The sequence below is a fragment of the Streptomyces bugieae genome, assembly GCF_036352915.1.
GTDB lineage: Bacteria > Actinomycetota > Actinomycetes > Streptomycetales > Streptomycetaceae > Streptomyces > Streptomyces endophytica.
The window spans coordinates 24624-43947 of record NZ_JAZBJP010000016.1 but is presented as its reverse complement, the minus strand read 5'-3'; the positions used below and the strand labels follow the sequence as shown (position 1 = coordinate 43947).

16 protein-coding genes are annotated in these 19324 nt (G+C 73.5%); 9 read left to right on the top strand and 7 right to left on the bottom strand.

Features of this window, described 5'->3' with window-relative positions; genetic code table 11:
* Positions 1-2 precede the first annotated feature (2 nt).
* The 3 genes from V2J85_RS23305 to glgX all read right to left on the bottom strand — a co-directional run bounded on the left by V2J85_RS23305 (position 3) and on the right by glgX (position 6257).
* Positions 3-1910, bottom strand: coding sequence for an ABC transporter ATP-binding protein (locus V2J85_RS23305; RefSeq protein ID WP_330822636.1), 1908 nt, complete (start codon positions 1908-1910; stop codon positions 3-5).
* Positions 1907-3793, bottom strand: a complete 1887-nt coding sequence (locus V2J85_RS23300; RefSeq protein ID WP_330822635.1) for an ABC transporter ATP-binding protein — start codon at positions 3791-3793, stop codon at positions 1907-1909. The genes V2J85_RS23305 and V2J85_RS23300 overlap by 4 nt, the downstream gene beginning before the upstream one ends.
* 211 nt (positions 3794-4004) lie before the next feature.
* On the bottom strand, positions 4005-6257 hold the full coding sequence (glgX, locus tag V2J85_RS23295) for a glycogen debranching protein GlgX (RefSeq protein ID WP_330822634.1): 2253 nt from the start codon (positions 6255-6257) through the stop codon (positions 4005-4007).
* A 232-nt stretch (positions 6258-6489) separates the two neighbouring features.
* Here glgX and V2J85_RS23290 point away from each other — a divergent pair, with 232 nt between their 5' ends.
* The 7 genes from V2J85_RS23290 (at position 6490) to V2J85_RS23260 (ending at position 13106) form a co-directional block, all read left to right on the top strand.
* The gene (locus V2J85_RS23290; protein WP_330822633.1) at positions 6490-7734 is read left to right on the top strand and encodes a L,D-transpeptidase; all 1245 of its coding nucleotides are present in this window, start codon (positions 6490-6492) and stop codon (positions 7732-7734) included.
* A 211-nt stretch (positions 7735-7945) separates the two neighbouring features.
* Complete coding sequence (locus V2J85_RS23285; RefSeq protein WP_261955612.1) at positions 7946-9187, top strand: L,D-transpeptidase; 1242 nt, start codon at positions 7946-7948, stop codon at positions 9185-9187.
* Positions 9188-9312: 125 nt separating this feature from the next.
* Complete coding sequence (locus tag V2J85_RS23280) at positions 9313-10080, top strand: enoyl-CoA hydratase/isomerase family protein (RefSeq protein ID WP_261955611.1); 768 nt, start codon at positions 9313-9315, stop codon at positions 10078-10080.
* Between the two features lie 275 nt (positions 10081-10355).
* Entirely contained in the window at positions 10356-10883 is a 528-nt protein-coding gene (locus V2J85_RS23275) for an ATP-binding protein (RefSeq protein WP_330822632.1), read from the top strand.
* Positions 10884-10972: 89 nt separating this feature from the next.
* Positions 10973-11416 (top strand): hypothetical protein, encoded by a 444-nt coding sequence (locus tag V2J85_RS23270; protein WP_261955610.1) that lies wholly within the window; start codon positions 10973-10975, stop codon positions 11414-11416.
* Positions 11417-11472: 56 nt separating this feature from the next.
* Positions 11473-12249, top strand: coding sequence for a DsbA family protein (locus V2J85_RS23265; RefSeq protein WP_261955609.1), 777 nt, complete (start codon positions 11473-11475; stop codon positions 12247-12249).
* Positions 12246-13106 carry a cytochrome c biogenesis CcdA family protein gene (locus tag V2J85_RS23260; protein ID WP_261955608.1) on the top strand — a complete coding sequence of 287 codons (861 nt, stop codon included), beginning with the start codon at positions 12246-12248 and terminating at the stop codon, positions 13104-13106. Before V2J85_RS23265 ends, V2J85_RS23260 begins: the two co-directional genes overlap by 4 nt.
* Before the next feature lie 88 nt (positions 13107-13194).
* On the opposite strand, the gene V2J85_RS23255 is transcribed toward V2J85_RS23260, so the two are convergent.
* The 4 genes from V2J85_RS23255 to V2J85_RS23240 all read right to left on the bottom strand — a co-directional run bounded on the left by V2J85_RS23255 (position 13195) and on the right by V2J85_RS23240 (position 16839).
* On the bottom strand, positions 13195-13548 hold the full coding sequence (locus V2J85_RS23255) for a hypothetical protein (protein ID WP_261955607.1): 354 nt from the start codon (positions 13546-13548) through the stop codon (positions 13195-13197).
* A gap of 168 nt (positions 13549-13716) precedes the next feature.
* Positions 13717-14547 (bottom strand): ammonia-dependent NAD(+) synthetase, encoded by an 831-nt coding sequence (gene nadE / locus V2J85_RS23250; RefSeq protein WP_315975449.1) that lies wholly within the window; start codon positions 14545-14547, stop codon positions 13717-13719.
* 221 nt (positions 14548-14768) lie between these two features.
* The gene (locus V2J85_RS23245; protein WP_261955606.1) at positions 14769-15323 is read right to left on the bottom strand and encodes a glycoside hydrolase family 25 protein; all 555 of its coding nucleotides are present in this window, start codon (positions 15321-15323) and stop codon (positions 14769-14771) included.
* A 289-nt stretch (positions 15324-15612) separates the two neighbouring features.
* Positions 15613-16839, bottom strand: a complete 1227-nt coding sequence (locus V2J85_RS23240; RefSeq protein WP_330822631.1) for a glycosyltransferase family 4 protein — start codon at positions 16837-16839, stop codon at positions 15613-15615.
* Between the two features lie 236 nt (positions 16840-17075).
* On the opposite strand from V2J85_RS23240, the gene V2J85_RS23235 reads away from it, so the two are divergent.
* Positions 17076-17855, top strand: a complete 780-nt coding sequence (locus V2J85_RS23235) for a response regulator transcription factor (protein WP_261955604.1) — start codon at positions 17076-17078, stop codon at positions 17853-17855.
* 1 nt (position 17856) lies between these two features.
* On the top strand, positions 17857-19317 hold the full coding sequence (locus V2J85_RS23230) for a sensor histidine kinase (RefSeq protein WP_261955603.1): 1461 nt from the start codon (positions 17857-17859) through the stop codon (positions 19315-19317).
* Positions 19318-19324 lie beyond the last annotated feature (7 nt).

Genomic DNA, 19324 nt, shown 5'->3' with positions numbered 1-19324 from the left:
GCTCAGACCAGGCTGTCCCGCCACGCCTGGTGCAGGGCGGCGAACCGGCCGCGGTCCTTGACGAGTCGGTCCGGCGGGCCGTCCTCGACGATCCGGCCGTCGGCCATGACCAGGACCCGGTCGGCGATCTCGACGGTGGACAGGCGGTGCGCGATGACCACGGCCGTACGGCCCCGCAGGACGGTGTCCATGGCGCGCTGGACCGCGCGTTCACCGGGGATGTCCAGGGAACTGGTCGCCTCGTCGAGGATCAGCACGGCCGGGTCGGCGAGCAGCGCCCGGGCGAAGCCGACGAGCTGGCGCTGGCCGGCGGATATCCGGCCGCCCCGCTTGCGCACGTCGGTGTCGTAGCCGTCCGGCAGGGCGGTGATGAAGTCATGGGCGCCGATGGCCTTCGCGGCGCTCTCGATCTCCGCGCGGGTGGCGTCCGGGCGGCCGAGGGCGATGTTGTCGGCGACCGTGCCGGAGAACAGGAACGCCTCCTGGGTGACCATCACGACGGCGCGGCGCAGCTCCGCCGTGGACAGCTCGCGCAGCTCGACGCCGTCGAGCAGGACCCTGCCCTCGGTCGGGTCGTAGAAGCGGGCCAGCAGCTTGGCGAGGGTGGACTTGCCGGCGCCGGTGGCGCCCACCACGGCGACCGTCGAACCCGCCGCGAGGGTCAGGTCGAAGCGGGGCAGCACCTCGCCGCCGGTCCGGTAGGCGAAGCGGACCTCGCGGAACGCCACCTCGCGGCCCGGCCGGCCGGACGCGACGGCCGGCAGCTCGGCGGGTGAGGGCGGTTCCGGGACCGTCGGGCGCTGGGCGAGCAGACCGGCGATCTTCTGCAGCGAAGCGGCGGCGCTCTCATAGGCGTTGAGGAACATGCCGAGGCGGTCGATGGGGTCGTAGAGCCGGCGCAGATAGAGCACCGCCGCCGCCAGCACGCCCAGCGCCAGGCCGCCGGTGGCCACGCGGTAGGCGCCCCACAGGACGATCGCGGCGACCGCGACGTTGGCGGCCAGGCGGGAGAGGACGACATAGCGCGCCATCTCCAGGAACGCGTCGCCGTTGACCCGCTCGTGGCGGTGGTTGAGCCGGGCGAACGCCGCGTCGTTGGGCCGCTCGCGGCGGAACGCCTGCACCGGGCGGATGCCGTTCAGGGTCTCGGTGAACTGCACGATGACGCCCGCCATCGCCGTCGACTTGGCGCTGTAGACCCGGTGGGAGCGGCGGCGGTACGCGCGCACCTGGAGCGCCAGCGGGGCGGCGGAGACGAGCGCGGCCACGCCGAAACCCCCGTCCAGGAAGAGCAGGGTCACGGTGATGTAGACCGTCGACAGGGCGATGGTGATCAGTTCCTGGATGCCTTCGTCGAGGAGTTCGCGCAGCGACTCGACGTCGGTGGTGGCCCGGGATATCAGCCGGCCGGAGGTGTAGCGCTCGTGGAAGTCCAGGCTGAGCGCCTGGCCGTGCCGGAAGATCCGGCCCCGCAGGTCCACCAGGACGTCCTGGCTGATCAGGGCGGAGAGCCGGATGAAGCCCCACTGCAGCCCGCCGGACGCCGCGGCGCACAGCACGGCCGCCACCGCCACGGCCACCAGCGGCCCGCGGTCGCCCGCCCGCAGCGCCGGCACCGCCCGGTCCAGTGCGTAGGCGACCAGCAGCGGGCCGGCCTGCACGGCGGCCTGCTGGAGGAGCAGCAATGCGGCGACCACACCGACGCGCCGGCGGTGAGGTGCCAGTAAGGAGGCGAGCAGTGAACGGGCGGCGTTCCGGGGGGCGGGCAGCCGGTCCCGTTCGAAGGCGTCATCGGCCTCCGGCGGCTGCCCCGGGGAGCGGTCCGGGTCGGCGGGGAGCTGCCGCGCCGCGCCGGGGTCGGGCTCGGGCTCGGGGGCGTCGGACGGGCGGCCGGTCGTGGTGGTGGTCATCGGGCGGCCTCTTCCTCGCCGGACATCAAGGTGGCGTATTCGGCGTTGTCCCGGAGGAGTTCGTGGTGGGTGCCGACGGCGGTGATCCGGCCGCCGGAGAGCAGCGCCACGCGGTCGGCGAGCAGGACCGTGGACGGGCGGTGGGCGACGACCAGGGCCGTGGTCGTCGCCAGGACCTGGCGCAGCGCCGCCTCCACCAGGGCCTCGGTGTGCACGTCGAGGGCGGAGAGCGGATCGTCGAGGATCAGGAAGCGGGGCCGGCCGACCACCGCGCGGGCCAGCGCCAGCCGCTGCCGCTGCCCGCCGGACAGGCTCAGGCCCTGCTCGCCGACCGGGGTCGCGCCGCCCTGCGGCAGCGCGTCGACGAACCCGTCGGCCTGCGCCACCCGCAACGCCCGGCGCAGATCGCCCTCTTGGGCGTCGGCCGCGCCCATGAGGACGTTCTCGGCGGCGGTCGCGGAGAACAGCGTGGGTTCCTCGAAGGCCACCGCGACCAGCGAGCGGACCTCGTCGCGGCCGATCGCCGCCAGATCGCGGCCGTCGAGGGTGATCCGGCCGGCGGTCGGGTCGTACAGCCGCGGCACCAGCGCCGTGAGCGTGGTCTTCCCGCTGCCGGTCGCGCCGACCAGGGCCATCGTCTCGCCGGGCCGGATGTGCAGGGTGACGTCCTGGAGGGTGGGCGGGGCGTCCGGCGGGGCATCGGGGTAGCGGAACTCCACCCCGGAGAAGACCAGACCGCCGGGGGCCGACCGGGGCCGGTCCCCGCCCGCCCGCTCGCCGCCGGCCGGCGGTACGTCGCGCACCTCCGGCCCGTCCGCCACCGGCGCGTCCCGCGTCCCCGGCTCGTCCGCCACCGGCGCGTCGCGCACCTCCGGCTCGTCCATCACCTCGAAGTACCGGTCGGTGGCCGTGGCCGCCTCGTTGCTCATGGCCAGCAGGAAGCCGATCGACTCCACCGGCCAGCGCAGTGCCAGCGCCGTCGACAGGAACGCGACGAGCGTGCCCGCGGACAGCACGCCGTCGGCCACCTGGACCGCGCCGAGCACCAGCGCGGCGCCGAGCGCGCACTCCGGGAGGGTGGTGTTCAGCCCCCATATCCAGGCCAGCAGCCGCGCCTTGCGCAGTTCGGAGGCGCGCAGCCGGCCGGTCAGCTCCTTGAAGGCCCGGGCCTGGCTGCGGTGGCGCCCGAAGCCCTTGATGATCCGGATGCCGAGCACCGACTCCTCGACCACGGTGGTCAGATCGCCGATCTGGTCCTGGACGACGCGGGCCGCCCGCCCGTACTTCGCCTCGAAGACCGAGCACAGCACCAACAGGGGCAGCAGCGGCGACAGCAGCACCAGCCCCAGCGACCAGCGCTGGGCCACCAGAAGCACCCCGCCCACCAGGATGGTCACGCCGTTGACCAGCAGGAACGTCAGGGGGAAGGTCAGGAACATGCGCAGCATCTGCAGATCGGTGGTGCCCCGCGACAGCAGCTGGCCCGACGGCCAGCGGTCGTGGAAGGCGACCGGAAGCCGCTGCAGCCGGCGGTAGAGCGCCGCGCGCATCGCCGCCTCCACCCCGGACAGCGGGCGCGCCACCAGCCAGCGCCGGAGCCCGAACAGCAGCGCCTCGGCGAGCCCGAGCAGCAGCAGGAAGCCGCCGCCCAGCCACACCCCGCCCGTGTCACCCGCCGCGACCGGCCCGTCCACCAGCCACTTGAGCACCAGCGGGATGACGAGGCTGACGCACGAGGCCACCACCGCCACGAACGCGGCCGTGAACAGCCGCGCCCGCACCGGGCGCACGAACGGCCACAGGCGCAACAGCGAGCGCACCGCGGAGCGTTGGGGTAAGGACGTCGGGTCGGTCGGGTTCGTCGCGTACGTGGTATCAGCCATCACTCGCGAGAGTAAGGCGCACCACTGACAACGCTCAGCTGGATTTCGGCGGGCCGCGGCCGGCACCCGTCAGTTCACGCCGCGCCGGCCCCGGCACCGCCCCGCACCGGCCCACGCCGCCCCGGCCTCAGCCCGGCACCGCCCGGCACCGCCCCGCGCCGCCCCGCACCGCCCCGGCCTCAGCCCGGCACCGCCCCGCACCGCCCCGGCCTCAGCCCGGCACCGCCCGGAACAGCACCACCGACCGCCCCTGCAGCGTGAGCGCGCCGCCCGCCGGGCAGGGCGGTTCGCCGGCGGTGGGCTGTTCCTCGCGGGCGGTGTCGACGAGGAGTTCGTAGGTCTGCGCCCAGGGCGGGCCGGGGAGGGTGATCTCGCGGGGGCGGGCGGCGGCGTGCAGGACGGCGAGGAAGCTGTCGTCGACGATGCGGACGCCCCGTTCGTCGCGCTGGGAGATGTCGTTCCCGGAGAGGTACATGCCGAGCGTCGCCCCCGGGGTGTACCAGTCCTGTTCGGTCATCTCCGTGCCGTCCGCGGTGAACCAGGCCAGATCGCGCAGCCCGCCCTGTTCGTGCGGCCGTCCGGAGAAGAACGCCCGGCGGCGCAGTACGGGGTGGGCGCGGCGCAGCGTGATCAGCCGGGCGGTGAGGTCGGCCAGCGGCCGCCAGCGGGAGTCCTCCAGGAGCGACCAGTCCAGCCAGCCGGTGGGGTTGTCCTGGCAGTAGGCGTTGTTGTTGCCGTGCTGGGTGCGGCCCATCTCGTCGCCGGCCACCAGCATCGGCACGCCGGTGGACAGCAGCAGGGTGGTCAGGAAGTTGCGCAGCTGGCGGTGGCGCAGCGCGCTGACCTCGGGGTCGTCGGTCTCGCCCTCCGCGCCGCAGTTCCAGGACCGGTTGTCGTTGTTGCCGTCGCGGTTGTTCTCGCCGTTGTCGCCGTTCCGTTTGTGCTCGTAGGTGACCAGGTCGCGCAGGGTGAAGCCGTCGTGCGCGGTGATGAAGTTGACCGACGCGTACGGGCGGCGGCCGCCCCAGGCGTAGAGGTCGCTGGAGCCGGAGAGCCGGTAGCCCAGGTCGCGCACGTCGTGCTGGGCGCCGCGCCAGAAGTCGCGGACGGTGTCGCGGTAGCGGTCGTTCCACTCCGTCCACAGGGGTGGGAAGGCGCCGACCTGATAGCCCCCGGAGCCGACGTCCCACGGCTCGGCGATCAGCTTGACCCGGCGCAGCACGGGGTCCTGGGCGATCACGGCGAGGAACGGGGAGAGCATGTCGACGTCGTGCATCGAACGGGCCAGCGCGGCCGCCAGGTCGAAGCGGAAGCCGTCCACGCCCATCTCGGTGACCCAGTAGCGCAGGGAGTCCGTGATCAGCCGCAGCACGTGCGGCTGGACGACGTGCAGGGTGTTGCCGCAGCCGGTGTAGTCGGCGTAGCGGCGGGCGTCGCCGGCCAGCCGGTAGTAGCCGCGGTTGTCGATGCCCCGCAGGGAGAGCGTCGGGCCCATTTCGCCGGCCTCCGCGGTGTGGTTGTAGACCACGTCGAGGATCACCTCGATGCCCGCGTCGTGCAGCGCCCGCACCATCCGCTTGAACTCGCCGACCTGCTGCCCGCGGGTCCCGGTGGCGGCGTAGCCCGCGTGCGGCGCGAAGTAGCCGATGGAGTTGTAGCCCCAGTAGTTGCGCAGCCCCCGGCGTACCAGGTGGTCCTCATGGGCGAACTGGTGGACCGGCAGCAGCTCGACCGCCGTGACGCCGAGCCGGACCAGGTGGTCCAGCGCGGCGGGGTGCGCCAGCCCCGCGTACGTGCCGCGCAGCCGCTCCGGAATACCGGGGTGACGCATCGTGAAACCGCGTACGTGCAGCTCGTAGAGGACCGAATCCGGCCACGGGGTCTTCGGACGGCGGTCGTCGCGCCACTCGTCGTCGCCCTCCTCACCGGCGTCCTCGCCGACCACGACGCCCTTGGGGACGAACGGCGCGGAGTCCCGGTTGTCGCGGACCGTGTCGGCGAGGTGCTGGTCCGGCCAGTCCCGGACGTGCCCGTAGAGCTGGGCCGGCAGCGCGGTCCCGGGGCCGGCCGGTTCCGTACGGCGGCCGAAGTCGCCGTCGACGGCCCTGGCGTACGGGTCGAGCAGCAGCTTCGCCGGGTTCCAGCGGGCGCCGGACCAGGGGTCCCAGCGGCCGTGCACCCGGTAGCCGTACCGCTGGCCGGGGCGCACACCGGGCAGGAAGCCGTGCCAGATCTCGTGGGTCAGCTCGGTCAGCGGATGGCGGGTCTCCCGCTCCTCCTCGTCGAACAGGCACAGCTCCACGGCCTCGGCGCCGCCCGCCCACAGGGCGAAGTTGGTGCCGGCGACCCCGTCGGGGCCGGTGCGGTGGCGCGCCCCCAGGGGGGTGGGGGCGCCGGGGCGGATGTCCGCGGGCGGGGCGAGGGGCTCGTCCGCCACCGCCTCTTGTTCGGGTGCGCTCGACACGTGCCGGCCTCCTGCGGCTCATGGCTCGGTCGGGCGGTGCCCGCGCACGGAGTCCCGGCCGCGCGTACGTTCCCGCCCTCCCCGTTGTTCTTCCCGCAACCGGCCGTTGCCTCACGTTTCCCCGCGCGGGGGCTCGGCGCGCCGCCCCCGGAGCCCTCCGTGGCGGGACAAACGGATGGATCCGCACGCGACATACCCCCGTCACTCCCCATCATCGTTCACAATTCGGTATATGACCGGCCATCAGCAGGAACGTGCAGGGGGACGAGCGAAGCACCACCGGAACGTCCGCGTCCGCGTCGCCCGCGCCGTCGTGGCCTGGCTCGCCGGGACGGTGGCACTGGCCGGCTGCGGGGACACCGAGGCGCTCATCGGCGGCGCCCCGCGCACCCCGGAGGAGGCGATCAGGATCGTCCCGGAGAATGGCGCGCGCGGCGTACGGGCCAACGGGCGGTTCGAGGTCCGGGTGCCGGAGGGGCGGCTGGAGCGGGTGCACGTCACCCGCACCGCGGGAGCCGGCCGGCAGCCGGTGGTCGGCCGGATCTCACCGGACGGCATGGTCTGGCGCCCCGTCGCCGGCCCGCTCCGGCCCGGCACGACGTACACCGTCGACGCGGTCGCCCTGGACGGCGCCGGCCACCGCGCCACCCGCCGCACCACCTTCACCACCGCCCCGCCGGTCCACCGCGTCACCGGCTCGTTCTCGCCGCAGGGCGACGCCACGGTCGGCACCGGCCTGATCTTCTCGATGGTCTTCAACCGCCCGATCGCCGACCGCCGGGCCGTCGAGCGCGCCGTCCGGGTGAGCGCCCAGCCCCGCGTCGAGGTCGCCGCCCACTGGTTCGGCCACCGTCGCCTCGACTTCCGCCCCCGCGACCGCTGGCGGCCGGGCACCCGGGTCACGGTGGAGCTCCGGCTGCGCGGTGTGAAGGCCGCACCGAACGCCTACGGGACGCAGCGGCGGACCGTCCACTACCGGGTGGGCCGCGACCAGGTCAGCTTCATCGATGCCGCCCGGCACACGATGACGGTGCGCCGGGACGGACGGACCGTCGCGGTGCTGCCGGTCACCGCGGGCGACGCCGAGAACCCCACGTACAACGGGCGGATGGTCATCCTGGAGCGGCACTCGCTGACGCGGATGGACGGCGGCACGGTCGGCTTCGGTGGCGAGTACGACATCAAGGACGTCCCGCACGCCATGCGCCTGACCAGGTCCGGGACCTTTCTGCACGGCAACTACTGGGCGCGGCCCGAGGTCTTCGGCGGCCTCAACACCAGCCACGGCTGCGTCGGCCTCAAGGACATCAAGGGCGGTGGCCCGCACACCCCGGCCGGCTGGTTCTTCGGCCAGTCGATCGTCGGGGACACCGTGGTCGTCCACAACTCACCGGAACGGCTGGTCGCACCGGACAACGGCCTGGGCGGCTGGAACCTGTCCTGGGAGCAGTGGCGGTCCGGCTCCGCGCTGCACTGACCGGCGCCGGACGGTCCGCGACCGCGCCGGAGCGGCTCCGGCGGGCGTGCCCGGCCGTCCGCTCCCGCTCACCCCCGCACTTGGGACTAAACGGTGACATCCGCGGGGAGTTCACATGTCGGTGCGGTGTGGTTATCTAACGCCAGGCGCGCGGTCCTCCGCGTCCGCGCGCGGGGGAGTGCGGGCCGTACGAGGGGAAATGGGGCCAGTGGTGAACGTCCAGCCGAATCCGGGGGTGCCGGCGCGCCGGCGCCGGGGGCAGCGTGCCGGCGGCGCACCGCTCGCGTTGCTGCTCGGCGCGACGCTGATGCTGGTGAGCGCGTGCGGTGGCGACGACGGAGACGACGGGAAGGCGGCCGGCAAGGCCGGCGGCGACAAGGCCGCCTCGCAGGCCGCGGTGACGATAGCCCCCAAGGACGGCGCGGACGGCGTGGCCACCAGTGGCGCGCTGAAGGTGACCGCGGGGAAGGGGCGGCTGAAGACCGTCAAGGTCACCGACGGCAAGGGCAACGCGGTCGACGGGAAGATATCCGGCGACGGCGCGCTGTGGCAGCCGAGCGGCCATCTGGGCGCCTCGACGAAGTACACCGTCGACGCGGTCGCGGTGGACGGCCGGGGCCGGGAGGCCGCCGAGCACTCCACGTTCACCACCCTCGTCCCGAAGAACACCTTCATCGGCCAGTACAGCCCGGAGAACGGCCAGCAGGTCGGCGTCGGCATGCCGGTCTCGATCCGCTTCACCCGCGGCATCACCCATCCCAAGGCGGTGGCGGACGCCATCAAGGTCACCGCCAGCCCGTCGGTCCCGATCGAGGGCCACTGGTTCGGCAACGACCGGCTGGACTTCCGCCCCGAGAAGTACTGGGCGCCCGGCACCAAGGTCACCCTCAAGCTCGACCTCGACGGCGTCGAGGGCCGCCCCGGCGTCTACGGCACCCAGGCCAAGCAGGTCTCCTTCACCGTCGGCCGCGGCCAGGTCAGCACGGTCGACGCCGAGCAGAAGACGATGACCGTGGTCCGCGACGGCAAGAAGATCAAGACCGTCCCGATCACCGCGGGCGCGCCGGGCACCGAGACGTACAACGGCACGATGGTGATCAGCGAGAAGCACGTGGTGACGCGGATGAACGGCGACACGGTCGGCTTCGGCGGCGAGTACGACATCAAGGACGTCCCGCACGCCATGCGGCTGAGCAATTCCGGGACGTTCATCCACGGCAACTACTGGTCCGGCCGGCCGACGTTCGGCACCCGCAACGCCAGCCACGGCTGTGTCGGCCTGTTCGACCAGCGCGGCGGCGGCGACGGCTCCACCCCGGCGGCGTGGTTCTTCCGCAATTCCCTCGTCGGCGACGTCGTCATCGTCAAGAACTCGCACGACGAAACGATCCAGCCGGACAACGGCTTCAGCGACTGGAACCTCTCCTGGGAGAAGTGGAAGGCCGGCCAGTAGGACGCCGGTGGCGAGCGGGCGGGAGCGCCGGGAAACGGCGGGAAACGGCCGGAAGGTGACCGGGTCCGGGCACTGTGACGGAGCGCACCGGTCCGCCCGCCGTTAACGCGTACTAACCTTCCGGCATGACTGTGAATCTTGAGGTCGCCGAGGGTGTCGGGACCATCCGCCTGGACCGCCCGCCGATGAACGCACTCGACATCGCCACCCAGGACCGGCTGCGCGAGCTGGCCGAGGAGATCACCCGCCGCGACGACGTGCGCGCGGTCGTCGTCTGGGGCGGCGAGAAGGTCTTCGCGGCCGGCGCGGACATCAAGGAGATGCAGGTCATGGACCACGCGGCGATGGTCGTGCGGTCCAAGGCGCTGCAGGACGCGTTCACCGCCGTGGCCCGGATCCCCAAGCCGGTGGTCGCCGCGGTCACCGGCTACGCGCTCGGCGGCGGCTGCGAGTTGGCGCTCTGCGCCGACTTCCGGATCGCCGCCGACAACGCCAAGCTCGGCCAGCCGGAGATCCTGCTCGGCCTGATCCCGGGCGCCGGCGGCACCCAGCGGCTGGCGCGGCTGGTGGGGCCGTCCAAGGCCAAGGACCTGATCTTCACCGGCCGTCAGGTGAAGGCCGAGGAGGCGCTCGCCATCGGACTGGTCGACCGGGTGGTGCCGGCCGCCGAGGTCTACGAGCAGGCGCACGCCTGGGCGGCGCGACTGGCGGCCGGACCGGCGCTGGCGCTGCGGGCCGCGAAGGAGTCCGTCGACGCCGGACTGGAGACCGACATCGACACCGGGCTGACGGTCGAACGGAACTGGTTCGCCGGGCTGTTCGCGACCGAGGACCGGGAGATCGGGATGCGCAGCTTCGTCGAGGAGGGCCCCGGCAAGGCCAAGTTCCTCTGATACGTGCGGTGTTGACGGGGCGCATGAGGTTTGGCCGGGACCCGATGCCCCGTGTGGGCGAATCGTGGAAAACGTAACTGCGGCTCAAAAAAGCCCTGTTGACACCTCGGATCGATCATTCGTATGCCCGGTGTCGTCGCAGGTCAGCGGCGGGATCCCGAAACCTCTGCTGCCACTGGCATATGTCTCCGTCGGGGGTCGGAGCCGTCGATTCCGGGCAACGGATTCCCTCGGTTCCGCCCCCGTGACCGCCAAGTAGCAGCCATGATGGGGGCATGGCGGGCCTCGAAGGTATGGAGCAGCCGCGGCCGCGGAGCGATCCGGCCGCCGCGCGGTGGGGCATCCCCGGTACGGACCGGACCCCGGCGCCGGCTCCCGGCAGTCCGGGTGCGGTATCCGTCGACCTGGTGGCCGAGCCGACCCTCGGCGAGGTCCGGCTGCCCTCCCGCCCGCAGTCCGCCGGTATCGCCCGCCGGCTGACCGCCGCCGTCCTCCTGAAGCAGTGGTCCCTGACGCCCCAGCTCGCCGAGCACGCCGTGCTGCTGGTCTCCGAGCTCGTCGGCAACGCCGTACGCCACACCGGAGCCCGGACCCTGGCGCTGCGGATGCTGCGCCGCCGTGGCTGGATCCGCATCGAGGTGCGCGATCCGTCCCGCGGGCTGCCCTGTCTCATGCCCGTCCAGGACCTGGACATCAGCGGGCGCGGGCTGTTCCTCGTCGACACACTCTCCGACCGGTGGGGCGTGGACCTGCTGCCGCGCGGCAAGACCACCTGGTTCGAGATGCGGGTCGGCGACCGCTGAACACCCCTCTCCGGCCGGTGCTCCGGTCGCGCGGTGGCGGTCCGTAGGATGGGCTGTTCATGCGCGCGACCGGTACGGAGAGGAGGGACATGCACCAGCTGCGGCGATCGGCCGGCATGATGCTGCTGCTCCTCCTCGCGGTGACCTTCGGTCCGCTGCTGTGCCGGACCGGCCTCGAAGCGGTGGCCCCGGCCGGCCCTACGGCAGCGCCGGCGGCCGTGGCGACGGCCGTGACCGCGATCGACGGGCGGCCCGGTGCGGAGCCGGCGGCCGCCGCTCCGACCTCCCCGTTGACGGCCCCGCCGGTCGCCGCCGACCCGGGGAAGCGGTGCTCGGACCGGCATGCGCCCGGCCCCGAGGAGTCCGCGCCGCTGCCCACCCCGCACCGCGGTGAGCCGCTGGCCCCCGCGCCGACGGCCGGAGCCGGGCCGCTCGCCGCCGACGCGCCCGCCCAGTTCGCGCTGGCCCGTCCGCCGACGGACCGCGCCCCCGCCACCGACCCCACCGCGCTCCTGCCCGTACTGCGGATATAGGCCGCCGGCCACCCGCACCCGGCCGATTTCCCTCTCCGTACGTCAGGAGCTTCCGCATGCCCGCAAACGCTTCCCGCACCCGCAAACTGGCCGCCATCGGCGCGGTCCTGGCCCTCGTCGTGGCGCTGGTCGCCATCGGCGTCGCCATCGGCAAGACCATCGAGGGCGACCGCGACACCGCCCGCGGCGGCGAGCCCGAGGCCGCCGCCTCCCCCCGGTCCGAGGAGGACCCCGACCAGCAGAAGATGTTCGACGACCTCGCCCGGCGGACCAGCCGGCGCACGGCCGGCGACCCGCTGGCCGTCGGCAAGAAGGACGCCCCGGTCGTCCTGGTCGAATACGCCGACTACCAGTGCTCGTTCTGCGGCCGCTTCACCCGCGAGACCCAGCCCGAGCTGATCAAGAAGTACGTCGACGCGGGCACCCTGCGCATCGAGTTCCGCAACTTCCCGGTCTTCGGCGCCGACTCCGAGCGGGCCGCCCGCGCCTCCTGGGCGGCCGGCCGGCAGGGCAGGTTCTGGCAGCTGCACGACACGCTGTACGCCAAGACCCGCAAGGGCGCGGCGCTGGCCGAGGACAAGCTCGTCGAGCTTGCCGAGGAGAGCGGGGTGCCGGACCTCGACAGGTTCCGCAGCGACCTGAAGAGCGCGGACGCCGAGCGGGCGCTGAAGAAGGACCAGGACGAGGGCTACCGGCTCGGGGTGCAGTCCACGCCGTCCTTCCTGATCAACGGCCGGCCGGTGGCCGGGGCCCAGCCCACCGAGGTCTTCGCGCAGGCGATCCAGGACGCCGCGGCGCGGGCCGGCAAGGGCGGTGCGGGGGCCGGGAAGTGACCGACATCGGCTACCTCGCGGCGTTCCTCGGCGGGGTGCTGGCGCTGATCAGCCCCTGCAGCGCACTGCTGCTGCCGGCGTTCTTCGCCTACTCGCTCACCGGAACCGGCCGGCTGCTGGCCCGCACCGGGGTGTTCTACCTGGGGCTGGCCACCACGCTCGTACCGCTCGGCGCGGCGAGTACGGCGGCCAGCCGGCTGTTCAACGGCCACCGCGACCTGCTCATCACCCTCGGCGGCTGGACGGTCATCGCGATGGGGCTCGCCCAGATCCTCGGCCTGGGCTTCGCCTCCCGCCGCGCGCAGGCCGCGGCGGCCCGGATCACCCCGCGGTCGGCGGTCACCACCTTCCTCCTCGGCTGCGTCTACGGCCTGGCGGGCTTCTGTGCCGGCCCGATCCTCGGCGCGGTGCTGACCGTGACGGCGGTCAGCGGCTCGCCGGTGTACGGCGCCTCGATGCTGGCGGTCTACGCCCTGGGCATGGCACTGCCGCTGTTCGTGCTGGCGCTGTTCTGGGACCGCTTCCGGCTCGGGTCCCGCGGCTGGCTGCGCGGCCGGGAGTTCACCCTGGGGCGGCTGCGGCTGCACACCACGTCGGTGGTGTCCGGGGCGTTCTTCCTCGGCATCGGCGTGCTCTTCCTGTGCTTCAACGGGACCAGCGCGCTGCCCGGCATCCTCGACGCCGACGCCGAATTCCGGGTCGAGGAATGGGCGACCCGGCTCGGGAACGGCGTGCCGGACTACGCCCTGATCGCGGTGGCCGCCCTGGCCGTCGCCGCGCTGCTGGGGCGCATCGCCCTGCGGCCGGAGAAGCGACCGGAGGACGGGGACGGCGAGGCACCGCCCCCGGGCCGGTAGCCGGACACCCGCGCCCTGCCCCTGGCCCGCCGCGGCGGTAGCCCCTCGTGCGTCTCTCGTGCCGGGGGGCTGCCGCCGCGGCCGGGTGTCAGGCGCTCAACGGGCGGCGCCAGCGGGGGTGCGGGCGGGCGAACCGGCGTATGTGCGGGCTGTGCGCGTCCGCCCGGCGCCGGCGGTCGTTGCAGAGCAGGCACTTGCCGTAGCCCGGCGGGAGGGGGTCCTCCGGGTCGCCGTACAGCGGATCGACCGCGCCGTGCGGATGCAGGGCGCAGCCGGTCGGGCCGGTCTCGGCGCCCAGCGAACTGGCGGCGGTCAGTGCTTGCCGGAGGACGTCGACGAGTTGGTCCGCGTCGTGCCGGTTGGGCGCGGACTGGAGGGCGGTGGTCAGGTCGGAGGCGGTGGTCAGCGCGGTCTGGAGTTCGCGCAGGTGTGCGTAACCCATGCCTCGGAGCGTAGGCGGACCCACTGACAGTTGATCTTCCGATCGCACTTCGCGGCTTCCCATGCCCGCATCCATGCCCGCCCACGCCCACGATTTAGCACCGGAAGAGTGACCGTCCCCTTGCGGGGGGTAAGGCGCCGGCGGCCGGTCCGGCCGCCGGCTTCGCGACTACGGCGCGACCGGCAGGGCCCGCTTGTGGGCCGTGAGGCGGTAGCGGCGGGCGATGGCCTCGAAGGCGGGGGTGGGGACCGGGTTGCCTTCCAGGAAGTCGTCGATCTGGTCGTAGGTCACGCCGAGGGCGTCCTCGTCCGGCTTGCCCGGGTCGAGGGTCTCCAGGTCGGCGGTCGGCACCTTCGTGACGAGCTCCCGCGGGGCGCCCAGCGCCGCCGCCACCGCGCGCACCCGGCGCTTGGTGAGGCCGGTCAGCGGCACGACGTCGGCCGCGCCGTCGCCGAACTTGGTGAAGAAGCCGGAGACCGCCTCGGCCGCGTGGTCGGTGCCCACGACCAGGCCGTCGTGGGCGCCCGCGACCGCGTACTGCGCGATCATGCGCTGCCGCGCCTTGATGTTGCCCTGCACGAAGTCCTGGTGGTGCGCGTCGCGGAAGACCAGCCCGCCGTCCACCGCGGCCTGCAGCGCCGCGTCGCTCGCCGGGCGGACGTCGACGGTCAGCTCCCGGTCGGCGCGGATGAACTCCAGCGCGCGCTGGGCGTCCTTCTCGTCCGCCTGGACGCCGTAGGGCAGCCGCATCGCGTAGAACGTCGCCTCGTACCCGTCGGCCCGGGCCCGCTCCACGGCGAGCTGGCACAGCCGGCCGGTGGTGGTCGAGTCGACGCCGCCGCTGATGCCCAGGACCAGCGAGCGCAGGCCCGAGGAGGTCAGCTGCTCCGTGAGGAAGGCCACCCGGCGCTCGATCTCCTGCTCGGCGTCGAAGGACGCGGTTACCTGGAGATCCCGGGCGATCTCCTGCTGCAGGGCCATGGACGCCGGGTCGGTCACGGCTGCTCCTTTTCCGCTCGGGTTCGTTTCCGTACGCGCGCGCATTTCGTTCCTGCGCGAGGGGTCCCGTACGGAGGGATGTGGGCCTGGTCACGCGATGCGCGCTTCGGTCACCGGTTGTTGCCTTTCGGCGTACGAAACGTGGCGCGGGGTCGCGCTGTGTTCGTCGCCGGCATACGGACGGTGGCCGTGCAGCGCGCTTTCGCGTGCCGTAGGAAACCTTATGCCGGGTGCGCCCACTTCTTCAGAGCGGTCCTGCTGGAAAAGTTCGCGACGTCCTTGTCCAGCGGGTGGTCGGTGTACTGGTGGATGCGCCACTTCGCCTTGATCCGCGGGTGCCCGGCGGTGACGTAATCGGCGATCCACAGGCCGTCGGCCGCGTAGGACGTGGTGTCGCGGTGGAGCCAGAAATCGCGGTTGCAGTAGAGCATCACACGGTGCTTGGGACGGAGCTTCTTCACCTCGACCAGGAACTGGTCCTTCTGCGCATTGCTGGCGTGCGTCCCGTCGCCGGTGGTCTCCCAGTCGCAGGCCAGGATGTCGCCCGGGATCGAGGCGCACTTCGCCACGAAATACCGCGCCTGGGCGGAGATGTTGCCCGGCCACAGGAAGTGGTAGAAACCCACCACACAACCCGCTTTACGGGCCTTCGCGGCCTGGGTGTTCTGGTGCGGATTGATGTAGGAGCGGCCTTCGGTCGCCTTGACGAAAACGAAGTCCAGCCCCTCGGTGGAAAATGAGGTGTTATAGGAGCTGACATCGACACCGTGCAGCATGAGTGGCCTCCTGCCGATCGGACCTGCGGATGCGAAGCGCCAACTGCTCGAAACGTCAACTGCGTTGCCACGAGTGCCGTGCTGTGCCGTGCGGTTCGGTTCGGTGCCTGCCGTGCCCGTGCCGTCCCCGTGCCGTGTGTGTTCCGCGTTCGTGCGCGCCCCGCGTTCTCGGTCTTCCCATTCCTGAGTCTTCCCGTTCCTGACCGGACGTACGTTCCCCACGGGCCGTCAGTTCACCGCGGATCGAAGGACGCCCGCCCGGCGGGCGGGTGCGGGAGGAGGCGGACCGTCAGCGGCGCAGTGCGCGGCGCAGTACGGCGCGGGCCCGGCGGCGGGCGCGGCCGACGATGCGGTGTGCCGCGCGGCGGGTCCGGGTGGAGCGCAGCTCCTGGAAGAGGAGCTGGTAGCGCTCGGAGATCGGCTCGGGGTCGTAACGGCGGGCGCTCTCCCGCGCGGCCTCGGCCATCGTCCGGCGGCGCACGGGGTCCTCGATGAGGTCGAGCAGTCCGGTGGCCAGCGCCCGGCCGTCGCCGGGCGGCACCAGCAGGCCGTCCGTGCCGTCGTCGATGATCTCGGCCGGTCCCAGCGGGCAGTTGGTGCTGACGACCGGCACGCCGCAGCGCATCGCCTCGACGAGCGTCATGCCGAACGACTCGGCGTCCGAGGCCGAGGCCACGATCGACGCCTTGGCGAACTCCGCCTCGATCGGCGAGCGCGGCCCGGTCAGTTCGGCGCGTTCGGTCAGCCCGAGCCCGTCGATCAGCCCCTGGAGCGCGGCGCGTTCGGCGCCACCGCCGTGTATCCGCAGCCGCCAGTCGGGGTGCTTGGCGGAGACCGCGGAGAACGCCTCGATCAGCAGGTCGAAGCGCTTGCCGCGGACCAGCCGGCCGGCCGCCGCGATCACCTTCGCGGTGCCGTCGGAGGGCGCGACGGGCGGTGCGGGCACGATGTTGGGCACCGCCAGGACCCGTACGCCGGGCAGCGGCATCCGGGCGCGGTAGACCGCCGCGTCCGCCTCGGTGGTGGTGACCAGTGCGTCCAAGTGCCGGTAGTGGCGGGCGAGTTCGGCGCGCAGACGCTTGCCGTGCGCGTCGTGGCGCAGGTGTTCCTGGGCGATCCGCAGGGCGCGGCGGGGACCGAAGCGCGCCAGGTAGACGTTGATGCCGGGGCGGGTGCCGATCAGGACGTCGGCGTCGGTGGTGCGCAGGAACTCCGCGGCGCGGACGTCGACGAGCCGGCTGTACTGGTGGTGCCGCTTCTCGGCGAGCGGGAAGTCCTCGGCGGGCTCGCCGAACCGCGGGTCCGCCATGTCGTCGCTGCCCACCCGGGTGTCCACCAGGGGCGTGAGCCGCACCCGGGGGTCGAGGGTGAACCGCGGGACCTCGCGGTGGCGCAGCATCGAGACGATCTCGACCTCGACGCCGGGCCGGCCGGCGAGCGCGGCGGCGAGGTTGAAGGTGGTGCGGATCGTGCCGCCGATGGCGTACGCGTTGTGCAGCAGGAGGGTGATCTTCATCCGGAGTGGTGTCTTCCCGAGGTCTGCCCAGTCGTGGGGACCGGTGGGTCCCGCACCGCGGCCGGCCGCCGCGGCCGGCCCGTCCGGCACGGGGGCCACCGTGTCGGCAAGGGGTAAGCCGACTGCGTGGCAGGGGTGAGAGGCCGGTAAGAACCACGGGTGAGAGCCGGGTAAGAAACCCGCCGCCCGGCCGGCCGCCCGCCGCCGCCCCGCCGCGGCCTTGGCAGACTTGCCGGGTGACCCATTCCGTACTGCTCGCCGAGGACGACCGCCCCATCCGCACCGCCCTGGAGCGTGCCCTGACCCTCGAGGGGTACCGGGTCACCGCGGTCGCCGACGGCATCCAGGCGCTGGCCGCCGCGCACCGCGAGCGGCCGGACGTGATCCTGCTGGACGTGATGATGCCGGGCATCGACGGGCTGCAGGTGTGCCAGGTGCTGCGGGCCGAGCAGGACCGCACCCCGATCCTGATGCTGACCGCCCGGGTCGAGACCGCGGACCGGATCGCCGGTCTGGACGCCGGGGCGGACGACTACGTGGTCAAGCCGTTCGAGGTCGAGGAGGTCTTCGCCCGGCTGCGGGCGCTGCTGCGGCGGACCACGGCGGGCGGGGCCGAGGCGGCGGTGGGCGGCGCTCCCGGGGCGGCTCCCGCGGCGGCTCCCGGGCCGGGCGGGGACGAAGCGGCCGGCGGGTACGACGTGCGGGCGGTGGACAGCGGGGTCGTCGAGGCCGCGGACCTGCGGATCGACGGGCCCTCGCGCCGCGCCTGGCGCGGGGACCGGGAGCTGGAGCTGACCCGGACCGAGTTCGAGCTGCTGGAGCTGCTCGCCCGGAACGCCGGGATCGTCCTGGACCACTCGACGATCTACGACCGGATCTGGGGCTACGACTTCGGGCCGGGCTCCAAGAATCTCGCGGTGTACGTCGGCTACCTGCGGCGCAAGGTCGACGTCCCGGGCAGCCGCCCGCTGATCCACACGGTGCGGGGCGTCGGCTACGTCCTGCGGGAGGACTGACGTGCCCGGCCGGCTGCGGGCCTGGTTCCGGTCCCGGGCCGGCGCCTGGCGGGACCGCGGGCGGACGGCCTGGCTGCGCACCCGCCGGCCGGCCAGTCTGCGGACCGCCTTCGCGGTGGCGTTCGCGACCGGGGCCGCGGTGGTCACCGTGCTCGTGGGGTTCCTCAGCTACGACGCGGCCGCGCGGCTGGTGCGGGTGGACGAGAGGTCGGTGTTCTCCGAGGTCGTCCGGGATCTGCGCACCCAGGTGCAGGAGAAGGAGTTCGGGCCCGCCGACTACGCGGCCTCCGACCCGGACCACGACGGGCCGCGCGACGACCTGACCCGGCCGACCCGTACCGACGTGCAGATCCTGGGTGCCGGCGGCCGGATCGTGGAGCTGGGGCGCCCGGCCCTGCCGGCCGGTGCCGCCGAGCGCCGGATCGCCACCGACCCGCAGGCCGGCCGGTACGCGGAGCGGGAGGCGGACATCGGCGACGACGAGTACCACGTCGCGACCGTCGCGCTCGGTGACGGCCGCGGGGCGGTGCAGGTCGCCCAGAAGTTCAGCGAGACCGAGGACCTGCTGTCGGCGCTGCAGCAGCGCACCGTCCTGCTGGCGGCGGTGGTCATCGCGCTGGCCGGCACGGTCGGCTGGTGGCTGGCGCGCCGGATCACCGGCCGGCTGGTGCGCCTGACGTCGGTCGCGGAGAGCGTCGCCGAGCACGGGCGGCTGGACGTGCCGGTGCCGGTGGCCGGCCGGGACGAGGTCGCCCGGCTGGGACGGGCCTTCGACGACATGCTGGGGCGGCTGGCCAGTGCCGTCCAGGACCAGCAGCGCCTCGTGCAGGACGCCGGGCACGAGCTGCGCACCCCGCTGACCTCGCTGCGGACCAACATCTCGCTGCTGAAGCGGTTCGACGACCTGCCGCCGGACGCCCGCGAGGAGCTGCTCGCCGACCTGGCGGGCGAGGCCCGGGAGCTCAGCGATCTGGTCAACGAGCTGGTCGGGCTGGCGGCCGGGCAGCGCGACGACGACCCGCTGTCGGAGGTGAGCCTGGCGGAGGTCGCGGAGAAGGCGGCCGCGTCGGCCCGCCGCCGCACCGGCCGTGAGATCACCGTACGGACCCTCCGCCCGGCGGTGGCCTGGGGGCGGCCGGCCGCGCTGAACCGGGCGATCGGCAATCTGCTGGAGAACGCCGCCAAGTTCGACGCGGGCGGCACCGAACCGATCGAGGTGCGGGTCACCGGCGCCCGGATCGAGGTCCTCGACCGGGGCCCGGGGATCGCCGAGGCCGACCTCACCCGGGTCTTCGACCGCTTCTACCGCTCGGCGGCCGCCCGCGGGCTCCCCGGCTCGGGTCTCGGCCTCGCCATCGTCCGGGAGATCGCCACCGCCCACGGCGGCCACGCCTTCGCGGCCGCCCGCCCCGGCGGCGGCGCCGTCCTGGGCTTCACGGTCGGCCGGGGATACGCCCACTGACCGGGCC